25 protein-coding genes are annotated in these 25,250 nt (G+C 55.1%); 5 read left to right on the top strand and 20 right to left on the bottom strand.

From position 1 onward, the window contains the following. Positions 1–66 precede the first annotated feature (66 nt). The 12 genes from nlpD to cysG all read right to left on the bottom strand — a co-directional run bounded on the left by nlpD (position 67) and on the right by cysG (position 10,129). Entirely contained in the window at positions 67–1,185 is a 1,119-nt protein-coding gene (nlpD, locus tag K7H21_RS05620; RefSeq protein ID WP_004124262.1) for a murein hydrolase activator NlpD, read from the bottom strand. Between the two features lie 122 nt (positions 1,186–1,307). Beyond that, the gene (locus tag K7H21_RS05615) at positions 1,308–1,934 is read right to left on the bottom strand and encodes a protein-L-isoaspartate(D-aspartate) O-methyltransferase (protein WP_004124265.1); all 627 of its coding nucleotides are present in this window, start codon (positions 1,932–1,934) and stop codon (positions 1,308–1,310) included. Beyond that, on the bottom strand, positions 1,928–2,689 hold the full coding sequence (surE, locus tag K7H21_RS05610) for a 5'/3'-nucleotidase SurE (protein ID WP_004124266.1): 762 nt from the start codon (positions 2,687–2,689) through the stop codon (positions 1,928–1,930). The genes K7H21_RS05615 and surE overlap by 7 nt, the downstream gene beginning before the upstream one ends. Further along, positions 2,670–3,719 carry a tRNA pseudouridine(13) synthase TruD gene (truD, locus tag K7H21_RS05605; RefSeq protein ID WP_087829858.1) on the bottom strand — a complete coding sequence of 350 codons (1,050 nt, stop codon included), beginning with the start codon at positions 3,717–3,719 and terminating at the stop codon, positions 2,670–2,672. Before truD ends, surE begins: the two co-directional genes overlap by 20 nt. Next, positions 3,716–4,195 carry a 2-C-methyl-D-erythritol 2,4-cyclodiphosphate synthase gene (ispF, locus tag K7H21_RS05600; RefSeq protein WP_004124268.1) on the bottom strand — a complete coding sequence of 160 codons (480 nt, stop codon included), beginning with the start codon at positions 4,193–4,195 and terminating at the stop codon, positions 3,716–3,718. The genes truD and ispF overlap by 4 nt, the downstream gene beginning before the upstream one ends. Further along, entirely contained in the window at positions 4,195–4,905 is a 711-nt protein-coding gene (gene ispD / locus K7H21_RS05595; RefSeq protein WP_004124269.1) for a 2-C-methyl-D-erythritol 4-phosphate cytidylyltransferase, read from the bottom strand. Before ispD ends, ispF begins: the two co-directional genes overlap by 1 nt. A gap of 19 nt (positions 4,906–4,924) precedes the next feature. Further along, positions 4,925–5,242, bottom strand: a complete 318-nt coding sequence (ftsB, locus tag K7H21_RS05590) for a cell division protein FtsB (RefSeq protein WP_004124270.1) — start codon at positions 5,240–5,242, stop codon at positions 4,925–4,927. Between the two features lie 140 nt (positions 5,243–5,382). Then, complete coding sequence (locus K7H21_RS05585) at positions 5,383–5,709, bottom strand: DUF3561 family protein (RefSeq protein WP_004124286.1); 327 nt, start codon at positions 5,707–5,709, stop codon at positions 5,383–5,385. Between the two features lie 53 nt (positions 5,710–5,762). After that, positions 5,763–6,368: an adenylyl-sulfate kinase gene (gene cysC, locus K7H21_RS05580; protein ID WP_004124289.1), complete on the bottom strand. Its 606-nt coding sequence runs from the start codon at positions 6,366–6,368 to the stop codon at positions 5,763–5,765. Continuing rightward, a complete protein-coding gene (cysN, locus tag K7H21_RS05575; RefSeq protein ID WP_004124293.1) occupies positions 6,368–7,795 on the bottom strand; it encodes a sulfate adenylyltransferase subunit CysN in 1,428 nt (475 codons plus the stop codon). The genes cysC and cysN overlap by 1 nt, the downstream gene beginning before the upstream one ends. A gap of 9 nt (positions 7,796–7,804) precedes the next feature. Further along, a complete protein-coding gene (cysD, locus tag K7H21_RS05570; RefSeq protein ID WP_004104981.1) occupies positions 7,805–8,713 on the bottom strand; it encodes a sulfate adenylyltransferase subunit CysD in 909 nt (302 codons plus the stop codon). 9 nt (positions 8,714–8,722) lie between these two features. Next, positions 8,723–10,129: a siroheme synthase CysG gene (gene cysG / locus K7H21_RS05565; RefSeq protein WP_176690204.1), complete on the bottom strand. Its 1,407-nt coding sequence runs from the start codon at positions 10,127–10,129 to the stop codon at positions 8,723–8,725. Positions 10,130–10,375: 246 nt separating this feature from the next. Here cysG and K7H21_RS05560 point away from each other — a divergent pair, with 246 nt between their 5' ends. From K7H21_RS05560 to K7H21_RS28905, 5 genes are all read left to right on the top strand, one after another. Then, complete coding sequence (locus K7H21_RS05560) at positions 10,376–11,431, top strand: aminopeptidase (protein WP_112166461.1); 1,056 nt, start codon at positions 10,376–10,378, stop codon at positions 11,429–11,431. Positions 11,432–11,466: 35 nt separating this feature from the next. Beyond that, on the top strand, positions 11,467–11,778 hold the full coding sequence (locus K7H21_RS28920; RefSeq protein WP_228751068.1) for a hypothetical protein: 312 nt from the start codon (positions 11,467–11,469) through the stop codon (positions 11,776–11,778). Further along, a complete protein-coding gene (locus tag K7H21_RS28915) occupies positions 11,748–12,119 on the top strand; it encodes a DUF3142 domain-containing protein (protein WP_328592382.1) in 372 nt (123 codons plus the stop codon). Before K7H21_RS28920 ends, K7H21_RS28915 begins: the two co-directional genes overlap by 31 nt. A gap of 309 nt (positions 12,120–12,428) precedes the next feature. After that, positions 12,429–12,674: a hypothetical protein gene (locus tag K7H21_RS28910; protein ID WP_224326050.1), complete on the top strand. Its 246-nt coding sequence runs from the start codon at positions 12,429–12,431 to the stop codon at positions 12,672–12,674. A gap of 181 nt (positions 12,675–12,855) precedes the next feature. After that, the gene (locus K7H21_RS28905; RefSeq protein ID WP_224326042.1) at positions 12,856–13,440 is read left to right on the top strand and encodes a hypothetical protein; all 585 of its coding nucleotides are present in this window, start codon (positions 12,856–12,858) and stop codon (positions 13,438–13,440) included. A 186-nt stretch (positions 13,441–13,626) separates the two neighbouring features. Here the strand turns inward: K7H21_RS28905 and K7H21_RS05545 are convergent, their stop codons facing one another. The 8 genes from K7H21_RS05545 to cysJ form a co-directional block, all read right to left on the bottom strand. Beyond that, positions 13,627–16,110, bottom strand: coding sequence for a T6SS phospholipase effector Tle1-like catalytic domain-containing protein (locus K7H21_RS05545; protein WP_228751067.1), 2,484 nt, complete (start codon positions 16,108–16,110; stop codon positions 13,627–13,629). A 98-nt stretch (positions 16,111–16,208) separates the two neighbouring features. Beyond that, a complete protein-coding gene (locus K7H21_RS05540; RefSeq protein WP_112166465.1) occupies positions 16,209–16,730 on the bottom strand; it encodes a DUF3304 domain-containing protein in 522 nt (173 codons plus the stop codon). A gap of 333 nt (positions 16,731–17,063) precedes the next feature. Continuing rightward, the gene (locus tag K7H21_RS05535) at positions 17,064–17,981 is read right to left on the bottom strand and encodes a DMT family transporter (RefSeq protein ID WP_048260287.1); all 918 of its coding nucleotides are present in this window, start codon (positions 17,979–17,981) and stop codon (positions 17,064–17,066) included. After that, positions 17,978–19,126, bottom strand: coding sequence for a cysteine desulfurase family protein (locus tag K7H21_RS05530; RefSeq protein WP_154902712.1), 1,149 nt, complete (start codon positions 19,124–19,126; stop codon positions 17,978–17,980). The genes K7H21_RS05535 and K7H21_RS05530 overlap by 4 nt, the downstream gene beginning before the upstream one ends. Before the next feature lie 18 nt (positions 19,127–19,144). After that, positions 19,145–19,879: a hypothetical protein gene (locus K7H21_RS28900; RefSeq protein WP_228751066.1), complete on the bottom strand. Its 735-nt coding sequence runs from the start codon at positions 19,877–19,879 to the stop codon at positions 19,145–19,147. Positions 19,880–20,591: 712 nt separating this feature from the next. Further along, positions 20,592–21,326, bottom strand: a complete 735-nt coding sequence (gene cysH, locus K7H21_RS05515; protein WP_014226592.1) for a phosphoadenosine phosphosulfate reductase — start codon at positions 21,324–21,326, stop codon at positions 20,592–20,594. A gap of 99 nt (positions 21,327–21,425) precedes the next feature. Beyond that, the gene (gene cysI, locus K7H21_RS05510; RefSeq protein ID WP_004124307.1) at positions 21,426–23,138 is read right to left on the bottom strand and encodes an assimilatory sulfite reductase (NADPH) hemoprotein subunit; all 1,713 of its coding nucleotides are present in this window, start codon (positions 23,136–23,138) and stop codon (positions 21,426–21,428) included. Further along, positions 23,138–24,937: an NADPH-dependent assimilatory sulfite reductase flavoprotein subunit gene (cysJ, locus tag K7H21_RS05505; RefSeq protein ID WP_004124310.1), complete on the bottom strand. Its 1,800-nt coding sequence runs from the start codon at positions 24,935–24,937 to the stop codon at positions 23,138–23,140. Before cysJ ends, cysI begins: the two co-directional genes overlap by 1 nt. Between the last annotated feature and the right edge of the window lie 313 nt (positions 24,938–25,250).

The raw sequence follows: 25,250 nt of genomic DNA, 5'->3' as shown, positions 1-25,250 counted from the left end.
AAGAAGGCATCGCGGCCGCCCTGGCGCCTTTGTTAGCGATATTGAGCTTATCCGTACTTTGCCAAATTATCGCTGCGGTAAATACTGCAGCGGGTTGACGGATTTCCCCTTGTAACGAATTTCAAAATGCAAACGTGTAGAGCTAGTACCTGTGCTACCCATGGTAGCGATTTTCTGCCCCGCCTTGATATCTTGTTGCTCTTTTACGAGCATCGTATCGTTATGGGCGTAGGCGCTCAGGTAATCATCGTTGTGTTTGATGATAATAAGATTACCGTAACCGCGCAGTGCGTTACCGGCATAGACGACGCGCCCATCTGCGGTCGCGACAATAGCCTGTCCTTTACTGCCTGCGATATCAATACCTTTATTGCCACCTTCGGCACCACTAAAGTTCTCGATAACCTTGCCATCAGTCGGCCAGCGCCATGAAGAGATCGGCGAACTGGTTGACGTACTGCTTGCAGTCGATTGGGTTGTGCTGACAGCTGGGGCCGTAACTGGCGCGACGGTTGTTGTCGTCGCAGGCTTGTTATTCGGCAACATCTTATTAGCACTCTGTTCACCTGAGGATTCAGAATACGTAATAGTTGGTTGGGACGCAACCACCGCGGTGGATTTTTGTGCAGAATTTGCGGTTAACATCCCGCCGTTGCTGGCCTTCACGCTGGCCTGGGCGACAGGGTTATCACCGGTGATTGGCTGGCCGGATGCGTTGCCAACCTGCAGCGTCTGACCAACGTTCAAACCGTACGGCGCCGGGATATTATTTCGCTGCGCCAGGTCGCGGAAGTCGTTCCCGGTGACCCACGCAATATAGAATAGCGTGTCGCCGCGTTTAACAGTATAGGTACTGCCGCCGGTATAGCTACCTTTCGGAATATCTCCATACTTACGGTTGTAGACAATTTTACCGTTCACCGTTTGCACCGGCTCCTGAGCCATCGGCTGAACCTGAACGGGCTGCGTCTGCACCGGTTGCGTTTGTACCGGGCGCGCCTGTGGGACGTTATTTGACGGAGGCGTGATCAGCATTCCGGAATTCGTACTGGAAGACGAAGCCCCGCCAGCCGAGCTGACCGGCGCAGGCGGATTGTTGGAGCTGCTGCAGCCTGCCAGCCAGAGTGACACCAGTGACAAAGCCGCAATGCGGCTTAAGGTAAATTTTGGGCTTCCCGCGCTCATTTATCCCCCAGGAATATGTTAACTACCAATATCTTGCTCACCGGACGGCGCCCGGCCAGGACACGAAAAATGCGTCCACCCTATGCCTAAATGCAGGCAAAAAAACCTGGAATAATCCGGGTTCAGGCCAACTCCCCTTTCACGAGGGGTACAAAGCGCACGGCTTCGACAGTATCAATGACAAACTCGTTGCCGCGCCGACGGATTCGCTTCAGGAACTGGTGCTCTTCGCCTACCGGCAGCACCAGTACGCCGCCATCGTCCAACTGCGCCAGCAGCGCAGCCGGAATTTCCGGCGGCGCGGCGGTAACGATGATCGCGTCGAACGGCGCGCGTGCCTGCCAACCCTGCCATCCATCGCCGTGACGGGTTGAAACATTATGTAAATCAAGTTGTTTAAGGCGACGCCGCGCGTGCCACTGCAAACTCTTAATACGCTCAACCGAGCATACGTGATGCACCAGATGCGCCAGGATCGCCGTCTGATAGCCAGATCCGGTGCCAATTTCCAGCACCCTTGACTCCGGCGTTAGCGTCAGAAGCTCGGTCATCCGCGCCACCATGTAGGGTTGCGAGATGGTTTGCCCCTGGCCAATCGGCAGCGCCGTGTTTTCCCACGCCTTATGTTCAAAGGCTTCATCAACAAACTTTTCTCGCGGCACCAGCGCGATCGCGTTCAGCACGCGCTCGTCAATAATGCCCTGCGTGCGGAGCTGATTGAGAAGACTTTCAACACGTTTACTTACCATTGCGTATCAACCCCAACGCGATCCAGCCAACCGCTCACCACCTCATGTGCGCCGTGGGCGGTTAAATCGACATGTAGCGGAGTGACCGACACATAGCCTTCATCCACGGCGGCGAAGTCGGTATCCGGCCCGGCGTCGTACTTCTCGCCCGGAGGTCCAATCCAGTACAGCGTATTGCCGCGCGGATCTTTTTGCGGGATCACCTGATCCGAAGGATGACGGCTGCCGCAGCGGGTCACGCGGATACCTTTAATCTGCTCAAGAGGCAGATCCGGCACGTTGATATTCAGAATGCGCCCGGTGCGCAGCGGCTCGCGGCTTAAAGCCCGCAGAATCGAACAGGTGACCGCGGCGGCGGTATCATAATGCTGATAGCCGTTTAGCGAGACGGCCAGCGCCGGAAAGCCGAGATGACGGCCCTCCATCGCGGCGGCAACGGTGCCGGAATAGATGACATCGTCACCGAGGTTGGGACCGGCGTTAATGCCGGAAACCACAATATCCGGACGCGGCCGCATCAGGGCGTTCACGCCGAGGTAAACGCAGTCCGTCGGGGTGCCCATCTGTACGGCGATATCGCCGTTATCAAAAGTGAAAGTACGTAGCGAAGATTCCAGCGTCAGGGAATTCGACGCTCCGCTGCGGTTACGATCGGGTGCAACTATCTGAACCTCAGCGAATTCTCGTAAGGCCTTTGCCAGGGTCTGAATGCCCGGCGCATGAATCCCGTCATCGTTACTCAGCAATATTCGCATAGTCACCCGTTGTATTGATAAGCTCCCTTACTACGCTGGTGGCGAAGCTGCCTGCGGGCAGCCAGAAACGCAGTTCAACGGTAACGTCATCCCACCAGTTCCAGCTCATCTGCTGGGGATAGAGCAGCATCGCCCGGCGGGCGGCCTCTACTTTCTCACGCACCAGCAGCGCCTGTAGCTGCGTCTCTTCGGCCACTGCCGCCTGTTCAGCGGCCAGCGCGCCCCGTTGGCTTCCCCAGTCGCCGCTGCCCACAAGCGCAGCGGTAATCATCAGCTCGCGGTTATCTACCCGCGCCTGGAGTTCCGTCAGTTCTTCAGAGGCCGCAACGAACCAGCTTCCGCGCCCCGCTAATTGTAGCGCATCGCCATCAACAACCTGATTAAATTCCGGTTTTTTTAATCTAATACCAACCTGTTGATTAAACAATGCGCTGCGGGCCGCCGACAACCAAAAACTGCGTTTATTGCGATCGCGCACCGGCGCGCCGTTCTCGGCCCAGCGCAGCGCCCCCTGCAGGTTACTGCCGCCGATACCGAAGCGCTGGGCGCCAAAATAGTTGGGTACGCCATGCTCGGCAATCGCCTGTAAACGCTTTTCGACATCGTCGCGGGCGCTGACTTCGCGCAGTACCAGAGTAAACTGGTTCCCCTTCAGCGCCCCGAGGCGCAGCTTGCGCTTATGGCGCGCGTACTCCAGAACCTGGCAACCCTCGAGCTGAAATTTGCTCAGGTCGGGCATCTCTTTGCCCGGCACTCTGGCACACAGCCACTGTTCAGTCACCGCGTGTTTGTCCTTCTGCCCGGCAAAGCTCACTTCACGCGCATGAATTTTAAGGAATTTTGCCAGTGAGTCAGCAACAAAACGGGTATTGCAGCCGTTTTTCAGAATCCTCACCAGCACGTGCTCGCCTTCACCATCGGGGGCAAAACCGAGATCTTCCACCACCAAAAAGTCCTCCGGGCTGGCTTTTAGCAGCCCCTGGCTCAGCGGTTTTCCATGTAGGTAGGTGAGTTCGTCAAAAGCGATCATTTCTCCGCCTTACGCAGCAGCGCCACCGCTTCACAGGCAATGCCTTCGCCGCGGCCGGTAAAGCCCAGCTTTTCCGTGGTGGTGGCTTTGACGTTCACATCGTCCATATGGCAGCCGAGATCTTCGGCGATAAAGACGCGCATCTGGGGAATATGCGGCAGCATTTTCGGCGCCTGGGCGATGATAGTGACGTCAACGTTGCCAAGGGTATAGCCTTTCGCCTGAATCCGCCGCCACGCTTCGCGCAGCAGTTCGCGGCTGTCGGCGCCTTTAAAGGCCGGATCGGTATCCGGGAACAGCTTGCCGATGTCGCCCAGCGCCGCCGCGCCGAGCAGCGCATCGGTCAGCGCGTGCAGCGCGACGTCGCCGTCGGAGTGCGCCAGCAGCCCTTTCTCGTAGGGCACGCGCACGCCGCCGATGATGATTGGGCCTTCACCGCCAAAAGCGTGTACGTCAAAACCGTGTCCAATTCGCATTAAGCCTTCTCCTGGTGTCGGGAACGGGTAAGGTAAAATTCGGCCAGCGCCAGGTCTTCCGGGCGCGTCACTTTTATATTATCAGCTCGTCCGGCGACCAGTTCAGGATGGAAGCCGCAGTACTCCAGCGCCGAGGCTTCGTCGGTGATAGTCGCCCCTTCATTAAGCGCCCGCGTCAGGCAATCAACAAGCAGTTCGCGAGGGAAAAATTGCGGCGTCAGCGCATGCCATAAATCATTACGCTCAACGGTATGGGCGATGGCCGCCCTGCCCGGCTCCGCGCGCTTCATCGTGTCGCGAACCGGGGCGGCCAGAATGCCGCCCGTACGGCTGGTGTCGCATAATTGAAGCAGGCGGCTGAGGTCATCCTGGTGCAGGCAGGGGCGCGCGGCATCGTGCACCAGCACCCAATCAGCCTCGCCAAGCACCTTCAGGCCAGCGAGAACGGAATCCGCGCGTTCTGTCCCGCCATCAACGACGGTGATTTGAGGATGGTTCGCCAACGGCAGTTGGCTAAAGCGCACGTCACCCGGGCTGACGGCGATGACCACCCGCCGTATACGCGGGTTTGCCAGCAGCGCGGCGACCGCGTGCTCGAGAATCGTTTTGTTACCGATTGAGAGATATTGTTTAGGGCATTCCGTTTGCATGCGGCGGCCAAAACCGGCTGCCGGCACCACGGCGCAAACGCCCGGAAAAGTGGCTGCCATGTTGTAATCCTGGGCCTGTTTATCGATTATTCTGCTGTTGCCCCGCAGCCTGGTTGCGTTTTGACGCATCCGGCACCAGACGATAAAACGTTTCGCCCGGGCGGGTCATACTGAGTTCATTGCGTGCGCGCTCTTCGATAGCTTCCTGACCGCCGTTGAGGTCGTCAATTTCGGCGAATAGCTGATCGTTGCGTGCTTTTAATTTAGCGTTAGTTGCCTGCTGCGCGGAGACATCGTCATCAACCCGGCTATAGTCGTGCAGGCCATTTTTGCCGAACCACAGCGAGTACTGTAGCCAGACCAGCAAAGCCAATAACAGCAGCGTTAGTTTACCCATCCTGCCCCCTGAAAAACGGCATCATCATCCCATAACTCGCCCGAGTTCTCTACTCTGGCGCGCGGACGACGCCGCGTAACGCGGGGACTGTACCACATTTTTACCGTTGATACCCAGGCTAGATTCATTCGTAAAAAGGACTACCCCAGTAGCCAGAGGAACAGCAGACCGAACATCAGTCCGACGGTCAAAATCGTCGCGCAGACGCTGTACTGAAGTTTACCGTCCATCAGCGAATGCAGCGCGATGCCAACCACGACGGCAACCGGCATTAATGCCAGAAAGAACGGCCAGGTATAGAGGAGGACAAATAGCGTGTTACTGCCATAGATCAGGAAGGGAATACCCAGCGCCAGCAGCCATGAAATAAAGCCAACGGCAGCACCCGACAGAGACCAGGTGGTCTCGTCGCTGACTGCCGGCGGCGGTTCTGAACGAATAATACTGATGTTCTGGGTATTGCGCATATCGAATCCTGTTGACCTGGCGATCGGCATCCTGTGATGATGCCGCAGCCGTTTCAGGATCTGATAATATCGCTCTGTCGTAGCAGGTCTAATAATTGGTGCACCAAATTTGTTACCAATTGTTCGCCGTCGAGGTGAATTTCAGCGCGCTCCGGGGATTCATACACTGAATCAATTCCGGTAAAGTTGCGCAGCTCCCCGGCACGCGCTTTCTTATACAGGCCTTTCGGATCCCGCGCTTCGCAGATCGCCAGCGGCGTATCGACAAAGACTTCGATAAAACGTCCTTCGCCTAAACGCTCGCGAACCATCTGCCGTTCTGCGCGATGCGGAGATATAAACGCGGTCAATACAACAAGTCCGGCATCCACCATCAGCTTCGCCACTTCACCTACGCGTCGAATGTTCTCTTTGCGGTCGTCGTCGCTGAAGCCAAGATCGCTGCACAGGCCGTGACGCACGTTATCGCCATCCAGCAAATAGGTGCTCACGCCGAGCCGATGTAGCGCCTCTTCCAGCGCGCCGGCAACGGTGGATTTCCCCGAGCCCGAAAGCCCGGTGAACCACAGCACCACGCCGCGATGGCCGTGATGCTGCTCGCGCTGCTCCTGGGTGACAGGATGCGCATGCCAGACGACGTTTTCGTCATGCCGGGCCATTACTTGCCTCCCAGCAGGTCGCGAGCGTCCCAGTGCGGGAAGTGCTTGCGAATTAGCTGATTCAGCTCAAGCTCAAACGCGCTGTACTGGGAAGCGCCCGCCTGCGCCTGTTCGTTCGGCTCGCGTACCATGCCCGCGCCAACGGTGACGTTGGTTAAACGGTCGATAAAGATAAGCCCCCCGGTGACCGGGTTATCCTGGTATTTATCCAGCACCAGCGGCTCATCGAAAGTCAGATCTACCAACCCGATGCCGTTGAGCGGCAGCGATTCTACTTCGCGCTGGGTCAGGTTGTTGATATCAACCTGGTAGCGAACGCCATCCACGCGGGCGCGGGTTTTCTTACCGGCGATTTTAATGTCATAGCTCTGGCCAGGCGTTAGGGCCTGCTCCGCCATCCATACCACATCAACGCTAGCGCTTTGCACCGCAGGCAGAGAGACCGCCGCGTCCACCAGCAGGTCGCCGCGGCTGATATCAATTTCATCCTTCAGCACGAGAGTGATCGCCTCCCCGGCCGCCGCTTCCGGCAGGTCGCCGTCAAAGGTGACGATGCGCGCCACGGTGGATTCCACCCCCGACGGCAGCACTTTCAGACGCTGTCCTACGCTCACGCGGCCAGCGGCAACCGTCCCGGAAAACCCGCGGAAGTCGAGGTTCGGACGATTGACGTACTGCACCGGGAAGCGCAGCGGCTGGCTTTCCACCACGCGCTGAATCTCAACGGTTTCCAGCACTTCCAGCAGCGTCGGGCCGCTGTACCACGGCATTTTATCGCTCTGGCTGGCGACGTTATCCCCTTCAAGCGCGGAAAGCGGGACAAAGCGAATGTCGAGATCGCCCGGCAGCTGTTCAGCAAAGGTCAGATACGCTTCACGAATAGTGTTAAAGGTCTCTTCGCTAAAATCGACGAGGTCCATTTTGTTCACCGCCACCACCAGGTGTTTGATCCCCAGCAGCGTCGAGATAAAGCTGTGACGGCGAGTCTGATCGAGCACGCCTTTGCGGGCGTCAATCAACAGGATCGCCAGGTCGCAGGTTGACGCGCCGGTCGCCATATTACGGGTGTACTGCTCGTGCCCCGGGGTGTCGGCGATAATAAATTTGCGCTTCTCGGTAGAGAAGTAGCGGTAGGCGACATCGATGGTAATCCCCTGCTCGCGCTCGGCCTGCAGACCGTCAACCAGCAGCGCCAGATCGAGTTTTTCGCCCTGCGTACCGTGACGTTTGCTGTCATTATGCAGAGAGGAGAGCTGATCTTCGTAAATCTGACGGGTATCGTGCAGAAGCCGGCCAATCAGCGTACTTTTACCGTCATCGACGCTGCCGCAGGTCAGAAAGCGCAGTAGGCTTTTGTGCTGCTGGGCATGCAGGTAGGCTTCTACGCCGCCTTCATTGGCAATTTGTTGTGCAATTGTGGTGTTCATGGCGGCTCCTTAGAAATAACCCTGACGTTTCTTCAGCTCCATGGAGCCTGCCTGGTCGCGGTCAATCACGCGCCCCTGTCGTTCGCTGGTGGTCGACACCAGCATTTCTTCGATGATCTCCGGCAGCGTTTGCGCATTGGACTCCACCGCGCCGGTCAGCGGCCAGCAGCCGAGGGTGCGGAAGCGCACCATCTGTTTTTTGATCATCTCGCCGGGCTGTAGATTGATGCGATCGTCATCGATCATCATCAGCATCCCGTCGCGCTCCAGCACCGGACGTTCTGCCGCCAGGTACAGCGGTACAATTTCAATATTCTCCAGATAGATGTACTGCCAGATATCCAGCTCGGTCCAGTTGGAGAGCGGGAAGACGCGGATGCTTTCGCCCTTGTTAATCTGGCCGTTATAGTTGTGCCATAGCTCCGGGCGCTGGTTTTTCGGGTCCCAGCGGTGGAAGCGGTCGCGGAAGGAGTAAATACGCTCTTTGGCGCGGGATTTCTCTTCATCGCGGCGCGCGCCGCCGAACGCGGCATCGAAGCCGTATTTGTTCAGCGCCTGCTTGAGGCCTTCGGTTTTCATGATATCGGTATGCTTGGCGCTGCCGTGGACAAACGGGTTAATCCCCATCGCCACCCCTTCCGGGTTTTTGTGCACCAGCAGCTCGCAGCCGTAGGCTTTAGCGGTACGGTCACGGAACTCATACATTTCGCGGAATTTCCAGCCGGTATCGACGTGCAGCAGCGGGAACGGCAGGGTGCCCGGATAAAACGCTTTACGCGCCAGATGCAGCATTACGCTGGAGTCTTTACCGATGGAGTACATCATCACCGGGTTAGAGAATTCGGCGGCCACCTCACGAATGATATGGATGCTTTCCGCCTCCAGTTGCCGCAGGTGAGTGAGTCGTTTTTGGTCCATAACCGTTCCTTAAGCCAGATTTACTACAGAAGCCTTAAAGGCCTCTGAGGATGAGGTGTGTTGATACCAGGCGAGCTGTTGATGTAATTGCACCACGTCTCCTACCACGATCAGGGCGGGCATCAGGGCGTCTTTCGCCAGGTTTTCAAGCTGTTGTAATGTGCCGGTCTTCGTTTGCTGATCGGCGCGGGTTCCGCGCGAGATCACCGCTACCGGGGTGTCGCCATCGCGGCCGTTGGCGATCAGCTGCGCGCTGATTTCCGCCGCTTTCAGGCTGCCCATATAAATCGCCAGGGTCTGGCCGCTTTGCGCCAGCCGCGCCCAGTCGAGCGGCGAGTTTTCCGCGCCGAAGTGTCCGGTAATAAAGGTGGCGCTCTGGGCATAATCACGATGCGTCAGCGGAATTCCGGCATAGGCCGTTGCGCCCGCCGCCGCCGTCACGCCCGGGACGACCTGAAACGGAATGCCCGCTTCGGCCGCGGCCTGCAGCTCTTCGCCGCCGCGGCCAAAAATAAACGGGTCGCCGCCCTTCAGGCGAATCACCGTTTTGCCCTCTTTCGCTGCATCCACCAGCAAACGGTTGATCTCCTGCTGCGGTACGGATACGCCGGAAGCGCTTTTACCGACGCAGATTGTCTCCGCGTCTCGGCGTACCAGTTCGCGTACCTCCGGGGTGACCAGGTTGTCGTAAAACACCACGTCCGCCTGCTGAAGGGCCTGCAGGCCACGCAGGGTCAGCAATCCGGCATCACCAGGCCCCGCTCCGACGAGGATAATTTCACCGGGGCGTTTGTCCGGCTGCCGAAGTTCATCTTCCAGCGCTTTTTCCGCTTCGGCTTTGTTGCCAGCCAGCATCAGGCTGGCAAAACGACCGGTAAACACGCGCTCCCAAAAGCGGCGGCGTTCGGCGGTGGTTTTCAGATGGGTTTTAATATGGTGACGCCAGTAGCTCGCCGTTTCAGCCAGCCGCCCCAGGTTGGTGGGCAGCAGGGCTTCGATTTTTTCGCGCAAAATCCGCGACAGCACCGGCGCTTTGCCGCTGGAAGAGATAGCCACCAGCAGCGGAGAGCGATCGACAATGGATGGAAAGACAAACGAGCACAGCGCCTGATTATCCACGACGTTGACCAGCCGATAGCGCGCGTTCGCCGCGACATAAACGCGTTGGTTCAGCTCGTCATCTTCCGTGGCGGCAATCACCAGAAATACGTCATCAAGCTGCTGCTCTTCAAAAACGGTTGCCCGCCACTGAATTTCCTCGCGCTCGACCTTTTCGGCAAGTTCCGGCATCAACGTTTCGGCGACAATGTGCACCTTCGCTTCAGCGCGCAGCAAAAACGTAATCTTACGCGCGGCTATCTCGCCGCCGCCGATCACCAGCACGGGTCTCTCTTTCACTTCGGCAAATATCGGCAAGTATTCCACTGCGCAACAACTCTCTTACAATCAGCAATAGAGCGACTATAGGGTGCGGTTTAGAGCAAATGAAATTACGAAATGGAATGAGTTGTTACTCAAAAGAATAACGACCTGGGAAAGCAAATATCAAAAAGTGCTTAACACGCGGTTTTTCCACCATTTAAGAGCGATTGAAATTGTTTAACCCCGGTCACAGTTTCATACTACGCGGGTGAAATTGTTTTAAGTGCTAAAGGACCCCCTATGTTTTCCGCATTGTGCCGTCGCCTGCTTCCCCTGGCGTTGGGCGCAGGTTTTGTCTTCTCCGCCGCCCCGGCATTCAGCGCCCCGGGCGAAACCGCCAATGCCCAGGCTCGTCATATCGCCACCTTTTTTCCCGGAAGAATGACCGGTACGCCGGCCGAGATGCTGTCAGCCGATTACCTCCGCCAGCAGTTCGCCCAGATGGGTTACCAGAGCGATGTACGCAGCTTCAATACCCGCTACGTCTATACCGATAGCAGTCAGCGTAAAAACTGGCATAACGTCACCGGCAGTACGGTGATCGCCGCTCATGAAGGCCAATCTCGCCAGCAGATCATTATCATGGCGCACCTGGATACCTACGCGCCGCAGAGCGATAAAGATGTTGAAAATAACCTCGGCGGCCTGACCCTACAGGGGATCGACGATAACGCGATGGGGCTGGGCGTCATGCTGGAACTTGCTGAACAGTTAAAGAACGTTCCTACCCGTTACGGTATTCGCTTCGTTGCCACCAGCGGCGAAGAAGAGGGCCGGCTTGGGGCGCAGAATCTGCTCAAGCGCATGAGCGACGCGGAAAAGAAAAACACCCTGCTGGTGATTAATCTCGATAACCTTGTCGTGGGCGATAAGCTGTACTTTAATAGCGGCCGCAGCACGCCAGCGTCGGTGCGCAAGCTCACCCGCGACCGGGCGCTGGCTATCGCCCATAGCCACGGCATCGCGGCCTTCACCAATCCAGGACTGAACCGGGACTTTCCGAAAGGCACCGGCTGCTGCAACGACGCCAGCGTTTTTGATACCGCCGGGATCCCGGTACTGTCGGTGGAAGCGACCAATTGGTCATTAGGTAAGAAAGACGGTTATCAGCAGCGGAGCAAATCTCGCAGCTTCCCGGACGGCACCAGTTGGCACAAGATTCAGCTGGATAACCTGCAGTATATTGATAAAGCGCTGCCAGGGCGGATTGAGCATCGCGGACGCGATGTGATGAAAGTGATGCTGCCGCTGGTGAAAGAGCTGGCGAAGGCGGAGAAGAAGCCCGCCTCAAAATAGACTAACGATAAAATCCGGCAACAAGGACTGTCGCCATGATGCGTTTTCGCTTTTTAATACCGTTGCTTCTACTACTGGCTACCAGCGCGCGGTCCATCGCCGACAGCCTGGTTTATATCTGGCAGCGCGTCTGGCAGCGCGTCTGGCAGGGCGGGCACGCAGCGGCGCTGCGCGAGAGCCACGATCTGTTTTCCACCCTGCGTGTGTTGGGGCTGCAGATTTATCCCAGGGAGGGCGCGCGCATTGCCCGGGTGAATACTTCCTTATTACAGCGGGATGGTCGTCCGGTATGGCTGGTGGTCCGCCTGGATGGTAGCTGGACGCGGCAGCTATTCTTCCGCAAATAAAAAGTATTATTGCCCGCTGGCGCAGCGATGGCGTTAACCTCACGGCAATAGAAATTGATTACGATGCCCCCACATCGCGACTTGCCGATTACCAGAAACTCTTGAGAGCCTTGCGCCAGGAGCTGCCTTCAGACATAACGCTCAGCATCACCGAGCTCCCCACCTGGATCTCGTCGCCATTGCTTCTTCCCATGCTGGCTGTGGTTGATAGCACAGTGCTGCAGCTCCACAGCGTACAATCGCCGAAGCAGGGTTTGTTTGACCCGATTCTGGCTCAGCGCTGGAGCACACAATATGCTCTTATCTCTCCACATCCGTTTTATCTGGCGCTGCCGGCCTAAGGCTCCGCGCTGATTTCCTATCCAGGGCAGCCGTTAAGCGTAGAAAGCGAGTCAGCGTTGAGGGTGGTGGCTGAGAAGCAGGAACTGAGAGTCTCACCACAACAAATCGACGCGTTTATTCGCCAGTTGGAAAAAATCCGCCGATGCATTTTTCGGGTATCGTCTGGTTCCGTCTGCCTCTGGACAACGATAGCCGCGCCTGGTCACTCAGCACGCTGGCGGCAGTTATCTGTCATCAGCCATTAACCACACTCTGGCAGTGGCTGGCGAATCCCGACAGCGCTAACACCAACGCGGAGTCCACGCACTATGAGCTGGCGATTAAAAACGCAGGTAATATTGATGCCATGCTGCCGGAAAAAATTACGCTACAGGCAGCAGGAGTTACGCGAAGCTTTCGAACTTTATCAGCAGATCATCGACGCCGTGCGCACGGGACACGAGGACCCGGAGCAGCTCTCCCTGGCAAGCCTTGGCCAACAGGGACGCATTAAGCACTGGCAAAGCGACCCCGTTGCCGCAGCCCATCTTTACGCTACACCGCCGACGTTCTGAGCCATCCTGAAAACAAAAACTTTCTGCTGCAGAGCCTTGACGATCCGCTTATTCAGCAGTTGCTTATTGTGAGTTTTTTCACGCGTTCTTCTAACGCGTTATACGAGCCAAAACCCAGACCCTTTAGCCCGAAAGAGATCAAAAATTACCATAGATACGCTGCCTGCTTGCCCGCCGCCTGATGCGCGCAGAGCAGTATCAAAAGGCGCTGACCTATTTTGTCCTTGCGGAGAATCGTGATGCCGCGCAGACGTTTATCACTACCCTGCCGAAAAATGGGCCCAAAACAGCCCAGGCGCAGGCATGGTGGCAAGCCGCGCAAATTCTTCGCCATCAGGGCATGGCGTTGACGGGCTATGAGATGGCGCCGGATTTTGCGGTCTATGATGGCTGGTATTCATCGCCGTATTACGGCTGGGGCCCGGAAGGCAGTCCGATGACCAAATCGTGGATAAGTGCCGGCGAACGTCAGCGCGTTCAGCTCTCTCAGCCCAAGCAGGATAATCACTTTATGCACTATCGCTGGCAGGCGGTGAAGCTTGCCGAAAAATCCGCCGACCTATTGCCGCGTAAATCGCAGACCTATGCCGCCGTGCTGTGTCACGCAGCGGGGTGGATCTGGGCTCAGGACCCGGCCAAGGTAAAACGTCTCTATAAGCGCTATGTTAAAAACGGTGCGTCGTTCCCTTGGGCGGAAAACTTTGGCCAGAATTGCCCGGAGCCGGACTTTACAGCGTCCGGGGTTGGCAGAAAGGAAAGGGAATAAGGAGGGAGAGCACGAGACTCTCCCTTTCTGAAGTCAACGTTATCACGAGGTCAAATATGCTGAGGACAGGGTCGGCGATTTTGCATCCTGTGGCCTGCCTTTCGACTAAAGGTAGCTGAAAAAAACGCTGCCCCGAACCTGTTCAGATAACAAATACGCCACCGCTGACATCTCACCTCTGTAAAATTACACCTGAGGTGAGTGGAGTATTTCGGAGTCCCATAAGTCGTTGAGCGCAGTTGCGATGCGCTCGCGCCTGACTGTTTCCCTTTCCATCTGACGCTGTTTGACCAGGGGTTTAAGCTGCGCAATAAACTCATGGGTGGGCGCTGGCAGAGTGCTTTCGTCAACGGGGATTTCTTGCCCGGTATCACGGTTAAAGACTTTTACACCGTAGATTGGCACATGAGCAAAAACGGCCTTATCCTGCAGTGCTTCGCCAATACCTGACATCGTTTGCCCATCAAAGCGCAGCTGGACGGCCTTGCTCCACTTATCGCCAAAATAGATCATTCTGGATAAAAAGTAGCTGCCAAACGGCTCCCTGACGCCGCTTTCTGAGTGCATAAACCAGGCCCGGGAATCATGGATATAGTTATCATACAGATTGATCAACCCGCTGATTTTATCGTTCTTCTCTCTTTTCAACAGGCACGGCTCAATATGCTGACGGAATCTGTATTCACCTGCCTTCTTAAACCGAAGATATTCATACGCTTCATTCTGATGGGTATATATATAGGCCGTTGTGGCAAGCATCGGATCCAGCATCTGTAAAAGCGTCGCCGTCGTGCTCACCTTCCGGGAAAAGCCGATTTCTGCGTTTGTCGCAATACTGCAGGTGGCCGAATCGATCGCCCCCTGCGTTTTTTGATTCGTAGCAGGTTTAAACAATGCGTCAGGACGAACTGTGCGCGTGTAGTCCGCCGCAAACTCGATGGCGGCTTCCCAGAGCTGGCCGCGGGCATTATTGGCATCGTACAACGGCTCCCCAATGAGGTCTGCCCCCGGAAACCAGTTTTCATCTCCCTTGTGTCTGGATTCCTCATTTTTACGCGCCTGCGCTATAGCTTCCGCTTTACATTGCAGGAGTGACCACTCGCGGGCAAGTGCGCGCTGCGCCTGCTGGCTGAACCCTGCCTCATACGGCTGGGCGGTAATCTCCGGGTGCTGGGATGCGTTCTGAAAGAAAGGCTGCGACGTGAGATTCATCGGCGATGTCCTGGACGAAGCAAAACGTGCGATACGCCAGCCGGTCATCCAGATCATTTCCGCTTCCAGCATCTCTTCCAGACAGACTGACTCAAAACGAAACGGCGCGTAGATAGCATCGTCAGACAGCGGATCCTCCTGCTGATTGTCAAGGGAGAGGGTCGACCGCCAGTTGTTAAAGGTGTCTAGCAGTGCGGGATAAAAATCAAATTCCCTAACTGAAGCAAAACTCATTTCCCGAAAGATATACATTTGCCTGAAATCCGGGTGCAACAGGGCAAAAACATCAGGATGAAACGACAGCGGCGCCCCGGCATCAATCGCGGCCGCATACATATCATGCAGGGTAATTTGCGATAACAGATCGCCCTCCCCGCCGCGACCTTTGCCCTGGTCGCCGGTAGGATACCCCCCGCCAACGTCGGAGTGCATACCGGGGTAGACCACTTCCTGAGTATTGGGCAAATAGCGGCCTGCGGCGGTACGGATGGAGTCCAGCGAAAACGCCTGACGCTGCTCGTGAGCCGCCACAAGGTGATAACAGCGTTTGATTAACCCCGACTGCGGCAGCGGCTGCGTCTGCCCCGCCCAGCCGTTGTGACCGGTGAAACCCGGCACCACGTTGGCAATGCCCACTGCCGGCACGGTATCAAACAGACCCAAAAATTCCACCGAGACCTTCACGCCCAGCAGCGTTCCCGCCGGGAAGCCGAGCACCCCCTCCGCCAGCGCCTCATCCAGCCAGCTGACAAAAGCGCGGGCTTCTGCCGCGCCGCGGGAAAAGCCGTACACAAACAGCTTTATTGCTACCGTCTTACACTGCGCGCGCACGAATTTTTCCTGCATCGGGCTTAATAGTTTTTCGAGCGTACGCAGCCGCACCCGCTTCTGGTCATGCATCGCTTCCCGCGAGTCTAAATAGGCCTGGTTAACTTTTTCACGGTTGTAAGACATCGCCATACTGCCCGCGAATAAACCCAGTTCCGCGCCCGCAAGAGTGCTGGAGCTGTTCATCGCCTGAACCGCCGTTTTCATTTTGCCGTTGCTGAGGAAATCTTTTGTAACAGTGTGACTCAGGGCATTACATAGCTGAACCAGCCCCCAGTTGATACGGTCCTCTCCTCCGACAGCAAACTGCAATCCCGACGAGTAATAGTCATAGGTGCCAATCCGCGGAAAGGGCGTACCGACGCCGGGTATATAAAAGGCATAAAAACCGCGCTCGTTTCCCTTGCGATCATCAGGCGCACAGGCGTGGTAAAGTTTTGCCACGTTGGACGGATGCGGCGGCGTGCTGGCAGTATCTTTTGGCTCATTATTATTGGTGCCGTCAAAAAACAGGCTGATATGCAGGCTTTTGCAGCACAGGCTGCCTTTATTCTGACGGGATTCCTGGCGAAACAGCGCCTCCTCCCTGCCGGTTTTTATTATATTTGCGTTGACCTGCTGCTGGCTCAAAAGCAACCTTCCGTCTTTCGGAAAGGCGGGGGGAACCCAACACGGATCGCCCGTGGTGGTAAACTGGTTATTCCCAAAACGTTCCCGAAGGGATTCTATTATTGAGGGCATTGGGCAGACTCCGGCAGATCGAAAGGCTCTTTAATCGGGTGGTCAGGATGCGTCACGCCGTGGCAGGTCGCGGTAACTTTAACCTGCTGACAGGGTAAAAAATGAACCTGCAGTCCGCAGGACTCTTCATATTCAGGAATGGTGGCCACCGCTTTATAATGGCGATAATTTGCTTCGTGAGCTTTCGCATAATCGCGAAACTCTTTTGTTCCCAAGCGGGGCATATCCTTCGGAAACGGGTCAGGATCCACCTCCCACTCCACTGCCACCTGCATATCGGGCCGCCATTTTTCCGGCAGCGATATGCAGCAGGTAAATCCCCCGGCGTGTCCCCGGTAGCCGTTGACGGAGAACCAGTTGATATTCGTGTCTGCCACATGGTTATAGCCCTGTAGATCGGCCGCTACGTAGCTGGTCTTCCCGTTGCCGCGTGATTCTTCTTTTTCAATCGGGCCACAGCCCAAAAGTAAAAAACATAACAGCGGAGCTGCTTTAAATACTCCTTGCATATTACGAACTCCCTTTCATGTCACACTAAACGCGCAGTATCTACTGCGGGTATAAAACGCACAAGTTACCATAACTTAATTATGGTTTTCTGGCGGGCACCGGGCAGGCTCCTGCTGATGGCCGGGGTCTTTAATCGGGTAGACAGGATGCGTCACGCCGTGGCAGGTGGCGGTAACCTTAATTTGATGACAGGGTAAGATGTCCTTCGCCGTCTCCACTGCCAGAAGTCATTCAGCTTGCTGGCCAACCTGCGGGGAAAAGGGGTTTTCCTGTACCGTTGACTGGGCACCGTCCTGTTGCCTGGACGGCGCAAGCACCGCCTGAACACACCGCTACAATCCGCGTAACCGATCCGTTGGATTTACGTTAGAGCGCTTCGAAAATATCTTCAGAATACCCGGAAGGCACATCCCTATCAGAATCAATCCTCCCCCGAAAATAACATTGGCGGAAAACGTTTCATGCAATAACCAGAGTGCGAATAGTGCGGAAAACACCGGCTCCAGATTGTAAATCAGAACGGCTCGCGTTGGCGTTGAATACCGCTGGAAATGCGCCTGAACCCAAAAAGCAATGACAGTAGAAAAGACTGCCGTTATCCCTAACGCGATGACAAGCTTGCTACTCCAGTTACGAGGGAGAATCTCACCTCCGCTGATGTGCTGTAGTCCCAGAAAGATTACGGCCATCGTAGAGATCTGTAAAAACGTTAGTGTCATATTATTATGACGCGCGCAGAAACGATCGAGCGCAATAATATGTATGGCGGTGAACAACGATCCAATAACGACCAACCCATCTCCCAGATGGAGCTGCCATCCCTGGATATCGGCCATCAGATATAAACCCGCAAGACCAAACAATGTCGCTAATATCGCGTCAAAAGAGGGGCGTTTCCCCATCAATGGTCCCGTGAGCAATAACACCCAAATGACGCTGAGCCCCGCAAGAAAACCGGTATTTGAGGCCGTTGTTAACTGAAGACCATAAATAAGGAACACAAATGAAGTTCCCAATAGCAGACCCAGTAGTAGACCAGACAGAAATGTTTGTCGCGATAATGTTCCCAATCCTCTCAAGCTGAACGGCAGCAAAAAGAAGGCCGAAAGCAGAAAGCGTAGCCCTAACACCATCATTACCGGATAGGTATTGACCACCATTTTCATAACCGGAAAACCAATCCCCCAACCCGCCGCGACAACGGCCAGCAATAGCTCGGCAACCCAGCGTTTTGGCACTCTGGGCTTCATTTAATCCCCCCCAGGCGCTGTGCTGTACCGGCAAGCAACTCCACTGCTGTTTTAAGTTCTTCACGCTCCGTCATATGGCTAAAGCTCATGCGAATTGCCCCTTGAAGCAAGGCATCATCCAGCCCCATAGCGCTTAAAACATGGCTGGGTTTTTGTTCCGTTGAATGACAGGCTGAGGCACTACTGAGCGCAACTTTCATTTTGAGTTTTTTCAGAAGCATACTGGACTTAATGCAAGGCAAAGAGAAGTTCACGGTATTAGGCAGGCTTTGCGTCCTACAGCCATTTATCACAACGTCCGGCATTATTGATTCGAGGAGATCGATAAAATAACTCTTCATCTCTTTTTGAAACGCAATGCGCTGCGGATATGAGGAGATAAACAGCTCAGCAGCCTTTGCCATTCCAGCAATAGCAGGAAGATTCACTGTGCCGCTACGGATGCCTGACTCCTGACCTCCTCCATGAATGAGTGGCGAGTGCCGAAGGATGTCAGGCCGTGAGCTGTAGAGTGCGCCGACGCCTTTGGGGCCATAGAATTTATGAGCTGAAAAACTGACAAAATCAGGGCTGGACTGTGTCACCGAGAAGGGGAGTTTCCCCACGAACTGGGCGGCGTCGCTATGGAATAATATACCGTGCTGGCGCGCTATAATTCCAATTTGATCCAGAGGCTGTAGAACACCAGTTTCATTATTCGCTGCCATGACAGAAATTAGTCGAGTTTCTGGACGGATAGCCTCTTTTAGAGCCTCAATGGAGACGCGTCCCAGACGATCGACAGGCAGAAAAGTAATGTCGACACCGTGTCGCCTGACATACTCACAAACTTTTAGCAGGCATTCGTGCTCGATCGAACTGGTAATGATATGAACCTTGCCGGTGTGTAAGAAGTAATCAGACACCGCTCGAATAACCGTGTTATTTGCTTCAGAAGCACCAGAATTGAAAGTGATAAATTCCGCATTAGCCCCAATCATTTGTGCCACAATGGCCCTGCACTCTTCTAAATAATTTTGCGCTCTGATCCCTTCATAATGACTGACAGAAGATGCATTGGCGAAGTATTCGTCAAAGCAGTGTATAACAGTAGCGCGGACTTCAGGAGCCATGTTGGTTGTTGCGTTATTATCCAGATAAATCATGTTTATATCCACTTCCTGTTAGACAACCATAGGGTCTGCTTTTATAGACGATACGGCACTGTATTCCATTTTAGCGATGTGGCCTTCATCATCGCCAAAAAATATATTAGCGATGGTGAGATTATGATTTTGCGGTTTTTGCATAACAGTTAATGCGGTGCGGCCTTGTACCACCTTATTGTGATCTGAAAAATCAGACCAGTCGATGATCACAAAGTCACGGGATTCTGTAAATCGCTGTTTCAGTTTGAAAAGTATATCTTTATAGTGTTGGAAAATGATAGCTGGATATTTAGCAGTAAAAACGTCACCATTTTTTCTTGCTAAGACAAAAGGAATGACATCAGGGACTGATAACTTTATTTCAGTATGAGATCCATTTTCAGTAATCAATAATCCTTCCGTATTGTCCTTGAGTTTCTTTTTTATACTTTCGATGGACCGATTTTTACTGGTTCGCTCGGAAAAAACCATTAATTTATCGCGTTTGATGAGAGTATTTTTTTGGATAAAAAATTCAATTTCCTCAGGAAGTTCTCCAGCCGCTTGCGGTTCTGATATCTTTTCGAGTTGAGGGAGAGTACAGCTATCTTCAGAACAGGCAATCCCGAGATCGTCTACCAGAATACCGTAAACGAGTTTGATATTTACTGATAAGTTTTTTTCCGAAAGCAACGGCATCAGATAACGTGTTAAGCGCAAACTCGTCTGCGCCAAATTGCCGATTGAAATGACCACCTTCAAGATAGACAACGAACTTACCGGTACTTGCGGCGTAACAATTTTCGACTATAACTTCCAGGGAAGAATGATAATCACCTTTAGGTACTATTTCCTTTTCTAATGACGTGACGCTGCCTTGCGCTTTATTTAAGAAAAAACTCCCCAGCAACAGCCAGTAAAACGGGGAAGTCGAGGCGTTCAGAAAATATTGGGGTATTCGAATGATGAGAGAAAATCCGAAATATATTCTTTCTGCATTCGCCCTGACTCAAAATATAAATACAATTTGTGGCCTGTGTCAAGCCAGGTACAAATGAGAACCTCAATCACAACGGATAATTATGAGATAATATCGTAATGAAACATAAATCACCCATATTTCTAATGGGTATAGTTTAAAAGACCAGGAATAATAATTCATGATCGATGGAGATTTTGTCAAAGCGGATTTGTAGTTGCAGAAAAATCCATGACGCCGGGAGACTGAAAATCGAGGCAAATCCCGGCAGCCCATCTTTCAGCCTTCCACGCAGACAAGGACGAGGCCCGGCGACAAGTCAGCGGTTATATTCTGGTGAATGACCATAGCGCCAGGCTTCATCATGACAACAGTGTGCTGAAGCCGGAAGAATCAGATAGCAGATACCCTTTTTACTGTAAAACCGTCGCCAATATGGCTTACCAGGTCAAAAAAGGGTTCTGCTGTTTTAGCCGGATGTTGTGGAAATCCCACAGGGCTACATTAGCCTTCGTGCAGCCCGCACTCTCTTTTCAGGCCAAAGAAGCGCGTTTCTTCCTCCGCCATCCCCGGCTCCCATTTACGGGTGGTGTGGGTATCCCCCACCGACAAATAGCCCTGATCCCACAGCGGGTGATACTTCAGGCCGTGCTTTTGCAGATACTGATAGACGGTACGATTATCCCAGTCGATGATCGGCAGCACCTTAAACACGCCGCGCTGGATCGCCAGCACCGGTAAGTGGGCGCGGCTGCCGGACTGCTCGCGGCGCAGGCCCGCAAACCAGGTTTGCGCATTCAGCTCTTCCAGCGCTCGGTTCATCGGCTCGACCTTGTTGATGTCATTATATTTTTCAATGCCCTCAACGCCCTGCTCCCACAGCTTACCGTAGCGCGCCTCCTGCCATGCAGCGCTCTCCTTCGCCCGATAGATCTTCAGGTTCAGATTGAGTTTGTCCGTTAATTCGTCGATAAACTGGTAGGTTTCAGGGAACAGATAGCCGGTATCGGTCAAAATGACCGGAATATCCGGGCGCACCTGATTGACCAGATGCAGGCTCACTGCCGCCTGAATACCAAAGCTTGAAGAGAGCACGTATTCGCCCGGCAGGTTTTCCAGCGCCCACGCGACGCGTGCTTCCGCGCTGAGCTTTTCCAGCTGGCTATTGGTTTCCGCCAACTGCAAAACACGATCGACCTTCGGTAATGCGTTCAGCGCGTTTAGATCGAGTACGGACATAAGAACCTCGTTTGTCTGTTTCGCCGGGCGGGACTGCGTTTGCCCGGCCTACAAAACCCACAGGCCCGGTAAGCGAAACGCCACCGGGCAGCTGGATGGTTATTCCCAGAAATCACGGGCTGGGTCGAGCACCGGGCGAATGATGCCCGCACGCACCGTAAAATCGCCGAAGCCTTCACCCGCTTCGCGCTCTTTCGCCCAGCGCCCTACCAGTTCGTCGATCGAGTCGAGGATTTCCGACTCGGTAATATTTTCCCGATACATACGCGGAATACGCGTCCCGCTGCGGTTACCGCCCAGGTGCAGGTTGTAGCGGCCCGGCGCCTTACCGACCAGCCCCACTTCCGCCAGCATCGCACGGCCGCAGCCGTTCGGGCAGCCGGTGACGCGGGTAACGATATGCTCGTCGCCAACGCCATGTTTGCTCATCACCGCCTCGACTTTATCGGTAAACGACGGCAGGAAACGCTCGGCCTCCGCCATCGCCAGCGGACAGGTCGGGAACGAAACGCAGGCCATCGAGTTTTCGCGCTGCGGCGTAACGGCGTTCATCAGACCATGATCGCGCGCCAGCTTCTCGATCTTCGCCTTCTGATCTTCCGGTACGCTGGCAACGATCAGGTTCTGGTTCGCCGTAATGCGGAACTCGCCTTTGTGGATCTTCGCAATCTTCAGCAGGCCGGTTTTCAGCGGACGACCCGGATAATCAAGAATACGACCATTTTCAATAAACAGCGTCAGGTGCCAGTTATTGTCGATACCTTTCACCCAGCCGATACGATCGCCGCGGCCGGTGAACTCGTACGGACGGATCGGCTCAAACTTGATGCCCGCCCGACGCTCCACTTCCGCCTTAAAGGTCTCAACGCCCACGCGTTCGAGGGTGTATTTGGTTTTCGCGTTTTTGCGATCGGTGCGGTTACCCCAGTCGCGCTGGGTCGTGACCACCGCTTCCGCCACCGCCAGGGTGTGCTCCAGCGGCAGATAGCCAAACTCGCTCGCCGTACGGGCGTAGGTTTTCTTATTGCCGTGTTCAATCGATAAACCGCCGCCGACCAGCAGGTTAAAGCCTACCAGTTTGCCGTTTTCAGCAATGGCCACGAAGTTCATATCGTTCGCATGCAGATCGATATCGTTCTGCGGCGGGATCACCACGGTGGTTTTGAACTTACGCGGCAGATAGGTCTGGCCGAGGATCGGTTCTTCATCGGTGGTGGCGACTTTCTTCTGATCCAGCCAGATTTCGGCATAAGCGCGCGTGCGCGGCAGCAGGTGCTCGGAGATCTTCTTCGCCCACTCGTAGGCTTCAGCATGCAGCTGAGACTCGTACGGGTTAGAAGTACAGAGCACGTTACGGTTCATATCGTTGGCGGTCGCCAGCGCGTCCAGCCCCACCGAATGCAGCATCTGATGCACCGGCTTGACGTTCTTCTTCAGAATGCCGTGGAACTGGAAGGTCTGACGGTTGGTCAGACGGATGCTGCCGTAAATGGTGTTATCGCCGGCGAATTTATCGATCGCCTGCCACTGTTTAGTGGTGATCACCCCGCCCGGCAGGCGGCAGCGAAGCAGCATCGCGTGACGCGGTTCCAGCTTCTGCGCCGCGCGCTCGGCGCGGATATCGCGGTCATCCTGCTGATACATACCGTGAAAACGGATCAGCAGAAAGTTATCGCCTTTAAAACCGCCGGTCAGGCCGTCGTTCAAATCTTCCGCGATGGTGCCGCGCAGGTAGTTGCTTTCGAGCTTCATGCGCTCGGCGTCAGTCAGTTTACCTTCGACCACCAGCGGGCCTGGATGTTTTTCGCTCATTAGTAGACATCTCGCTGATAACGGCGCTCAACGCGCAGCTCACTTAAAAATTCGTCCGCCGCTTCGGCGTCCATCGCGCCGTATTCGGCAATCACTTCCAGTAGCGTCTGCTCAACGTCTTTTGCCATACGATTGGCATCGCCGCAGACATAAATATGGGCGCCGTCGTTAATCCAGCGCCACAGTTCGGCCCCCTGCTCGCGCAGCTTGTCCTGAACGTAGACTTTTTGTTGTTGATCGCGGGACCAGGCCAGGTCGATGCGGCTCAGCACACCTTCTTTGACGTAGCTCTGCCACTCCACCTGATAAAGGAAATCTTCGGTAAAATGCGGGTTGCCGAAGAACAGCCAATTCTTACCTTCCGCGCCTTCCGCCGCGCGCTGCTGCATAAAGGCGCGGAACGGCGCGATGCCGGTGCCGGGGCCAATCATGATCACCGGCGTCTGCGGGTTAGCGGGCAGACGGAAGTTATCGTTATGCTCGATAAAGATGCGCACTTCGCCATCTTCTTCGACGCGGTCAGCCAGGAAGCTGGAAGCGCCGCCGGCCCGGGCGCGGCCTTCAATGTCATATCGCACCACGCCAACGGTGACATGGACTTCGCTTTCCACTTCCGCCTGCGAAGAGGCGATAGAGTACAGGCGCGGCGTCAGCGGGCGCAGCAGGTCGACCAGCGCCTGGGCATCCAGCTGCGCCGGGGAGAAGCGCACCATATCGACAATCGGCGTGGTCGCGGCGTAATGCTGGAGCTGCGCCTTATCGCCCACCAGCGGCAGCAGGGATTCGCTGCGGGTTAAGGTGGCATAATTTTCCACGATGTTACCGGTGTTGACCGTCAGCTCGAAGTGCCACTCCAGCGCTTCGGCGAGCGGCAGCGTTTTGCCGTCAACCGTGACCGGCTCCGCGCCCGTCAGCCACAGCAGTTCCACCAGCTCTTTCACCAGAGCCGGATCGTTCTGGTACCAGACGCCCAGCGCATCGCCCGGCTGATAGCGCAGGCCAGAGTCGCCGAGGTCGATTTCAATATGGCGCACATCTTTTTCAGAATCGCGGCCGGTAATTTTTTGATTCACCGCCAGCGTCGCGGTCAGCGGCGCTTCTTTGGTATAGGGGCTGGTGTGGATCTCATTCACCGACCCGCTGGTGAGCAGCTGAGACGGCGCGGCGGCAGGGGCGCGCGCTTTCAGCACCTCAACCACCCGAGTGCGCCATTCGGCGGCGGCGGCCTGATACTCGACATCAGCGTCAACCCGGTCGAGCAGGCGTTCGCCGCCCAGTTCGGCCAGCTTGTTATCAAAATCTTTGCCGGACTGGCAGAAGAATTCATAGGAGGTATCGCCGAGGCCAAACACGGCAAATGCGGTATCGGTCAGCTTCGGCGCTTTCTTCGAAAACAGGAACTTATGCAGCGCAACGGCTTCTTCCGGCGGCTCACCTTCACCCTGCGTTGACGTCACCACGACCAGCAGCTTTTCGGAGGCAATTTGTTTGAATTTATAGTCGCCTGCGTTAACCAGCTTCACGTTCAGCTGCGCGGCCTGCAGATCGTCACGCAGCGCTTCAGCCACGCGGCGGGCGTTGCCGGTTTGCGATGCCGAAATCAGGGTGATGGACGGAACTTCCGCCGCCTGGGCTGGCGCGACAGCCGCCGCGCCGGGCTGCTGATTCAGCGCGCCCCAGAAGTAACCGGAAACCCAGGCCAGCTGGGTGGGCGTGAAGTCGGTCGTGGCCGCCTGAAGGCGCGCCATTTGCTCCGGACTCAGCGGTAGCAAATTTGAAGGTGGGGCCTGTGTCGTCATGCGTCGTTATGTTCCAGTAAGCAAAGCTGTGATTCACGCCCTGTCAGCGCGATAAAACAGAAGAAAATGTATTTACTCTAAATAATTCGAGTTGCAGGCAGCGACACAGCGCCCCCCGGGAGCTTACCTGAGTAAGGGACCGGGCTGGGCGAGGCCCAAGGATGCGCCGAGTATTGCTAACGCACATGCGGCTCGAAGTATGACGAGTTGGTAGGTTAACGGTGCAAATAGTAACAACTAAATAAGGGATGGAAATAACAAATAACCAAATGAACTAACCTGTTTTAGTTATAGTTATTAACAACAAAATCGA

It is taken from the genome of Klebsiella sp. CTHL.F3a, from assembly GCF_019890895.1.
Lineage (GTDB): Bacteria > Pseudomonadota > Gammaproteobacteria > Enterobacterales > Enterobacteriaceae > Klebsiella > Klebsiella grimontii.
Note: the sequence above shows the minus strand (reverse complement) of the source record. Positions and strands in the feature narration are given on the sequence as shown.

Excerpts from the sequence above, each read along its gene's own strand:
- K7H21_RS05560 (WP_112166461.1), top strand. The coding sequence starts at position 10,376 with ATGTTTTCCGCATTGTGCCGTCGCCTGCTTCCCCTGGCGTTGGGCGCA.
- cysD (WP_004104981.1), bottom strand. The coding sequence starts at position 8,713 with ATGGACCAAAAACGACTCACTCACCTGCGGCAACTGGAGGCGGAAAGC.
- K7H21_RS05530 (WP_154902712.1), bottom strand. The coding sequence starts at position 19,126 with ATGATTTATCTGGATAATAACGCAACAACCAACATGGCTCCTGAAGTC.
- cysJ (WP_004124310.1), bottom strand. The coding sequence starts at position 24,937 with ATGACGACACAGGCCCCACCTTCAAATTTGCTACCGCTGAGTCCGGAG.
- K7H21_RS05535 (WP_048260287.1), bottom strand. The coding sequence starts at position 17,981 with ATGAAGCCCAGAGTGCCAAAACGCTGGGTTGCCGAGCTATTGCTGGCC.
- K7H21_RS05615 (WP_004124265.1), bottom strand. The coding sequence starts at position 1,934 with ATGGTAAGTAAACGTGTTGAAAGTCTTCTCAATCAGCTCCGCACGCAG.
- nlpD (WP_004124262.1), bottom strand. The coding sequence starts at position 1,185 with ATGAGCGCGGGAAGCCCAAAATTTACCTTAAGCCGCATTGCGGCTTTG.
- cysC (WP_004124289.1), bottom strand. The coding sequence starts at position 6,368 with ATGGCCCGGCATGACGAAAACGTCGTCTGGCATGCGCATCCTGTCACC.
- ispD (WP_004124269.1), bottom strand. The coding sequence starts at position 4,905 with ATGGCAGCCACTTTTCCGGGCGTTTGCGCCGTGGTGCCGGCAGCCGGT.
- cysI (WP_004124307.1), bottom strand. The coding sequence starts at position 23,138 with ATGAGCGAAAAACATCCAGGCCCGCTGGTGGTCGAAGGTAAACTGACT.
- truD (WP_087829858.1), bottom strand. The coding sequence starts at position 3,719 with ATGATCGCTTTTGACGAACTCACCTACCTACATGGAAAACCGCTGAGC.
- K7H21_RS05540 (WP_112166465.1), bottom strand. The coding sequence starts at position 16,730 with ATGCAAGGAGTATTTAAAGCAGCTCCGCTGTTATGTTTTTTACTTTTG.
- cysH (WP_014226592.1), bottom strand. The coding sequence starts at position 21,326 with ATGTCCGTACTCGATCTAAACGCGCTGAACGCATTACCGAAGGTCGAT.
- ispF (WP_004124268.1), bottom strand. The coding sequence starts at position 4,195 with ATGCGAATTGGACACGGTTTTGACGTACACGCTTTTGGCGGTGAAGGC.
- K7H21_RS28905 (WP_224326042.1), top strand. The coding sequence starts at position 12,856 with ATGCGCGCAGAGCAGTATCAAAAGGCGCTGACCTATTTTGTCCTTGCG.
- ftsB (WP_004124270.1), bottom strand. The coding sequence starts at position 5,242 with ATGGGTAAACTAACGCTGCTGTTATTGGCTTTGCTGGTCTGGCTACAG.
- surE (WP_004124266.1), bottom strand. The coding sequence starts at position 2,689 with ATGCGAATATTGCTGAGTAACGATGACGGGATTCATGCGCCGGGCATT.
- K7H21_RS05585 (WP_004124286.1), bottom strand. The coding sequence starts at position 5,709 with ATGCGCAATACCCAGAACATCAGTATTATTCGTTCAGAACCGCCGCCG.
- K7H21_RS28920 (WP_228751068.1), top strand. The coding sequence starts at position 11,467 with ATGATGCGTTTTCGCTTTTTAATACCGTTGCTTCTACTACTGGCTACC.
- cysN (WP_004124293.1), bottom strand. The coding sequence starts at position 7,795 with ATGAACACCACAATTGCACAACAAATTGCCAATGAAGGCGGCGTAGAA.
- K7H21_RS28910 (WP_224326050.1), top strand. The coding sequence starts at position 12,429 with ATGAGCTGGCGATTAAAAACGCAGGTAATATTGATGCCATGCTGCCGG.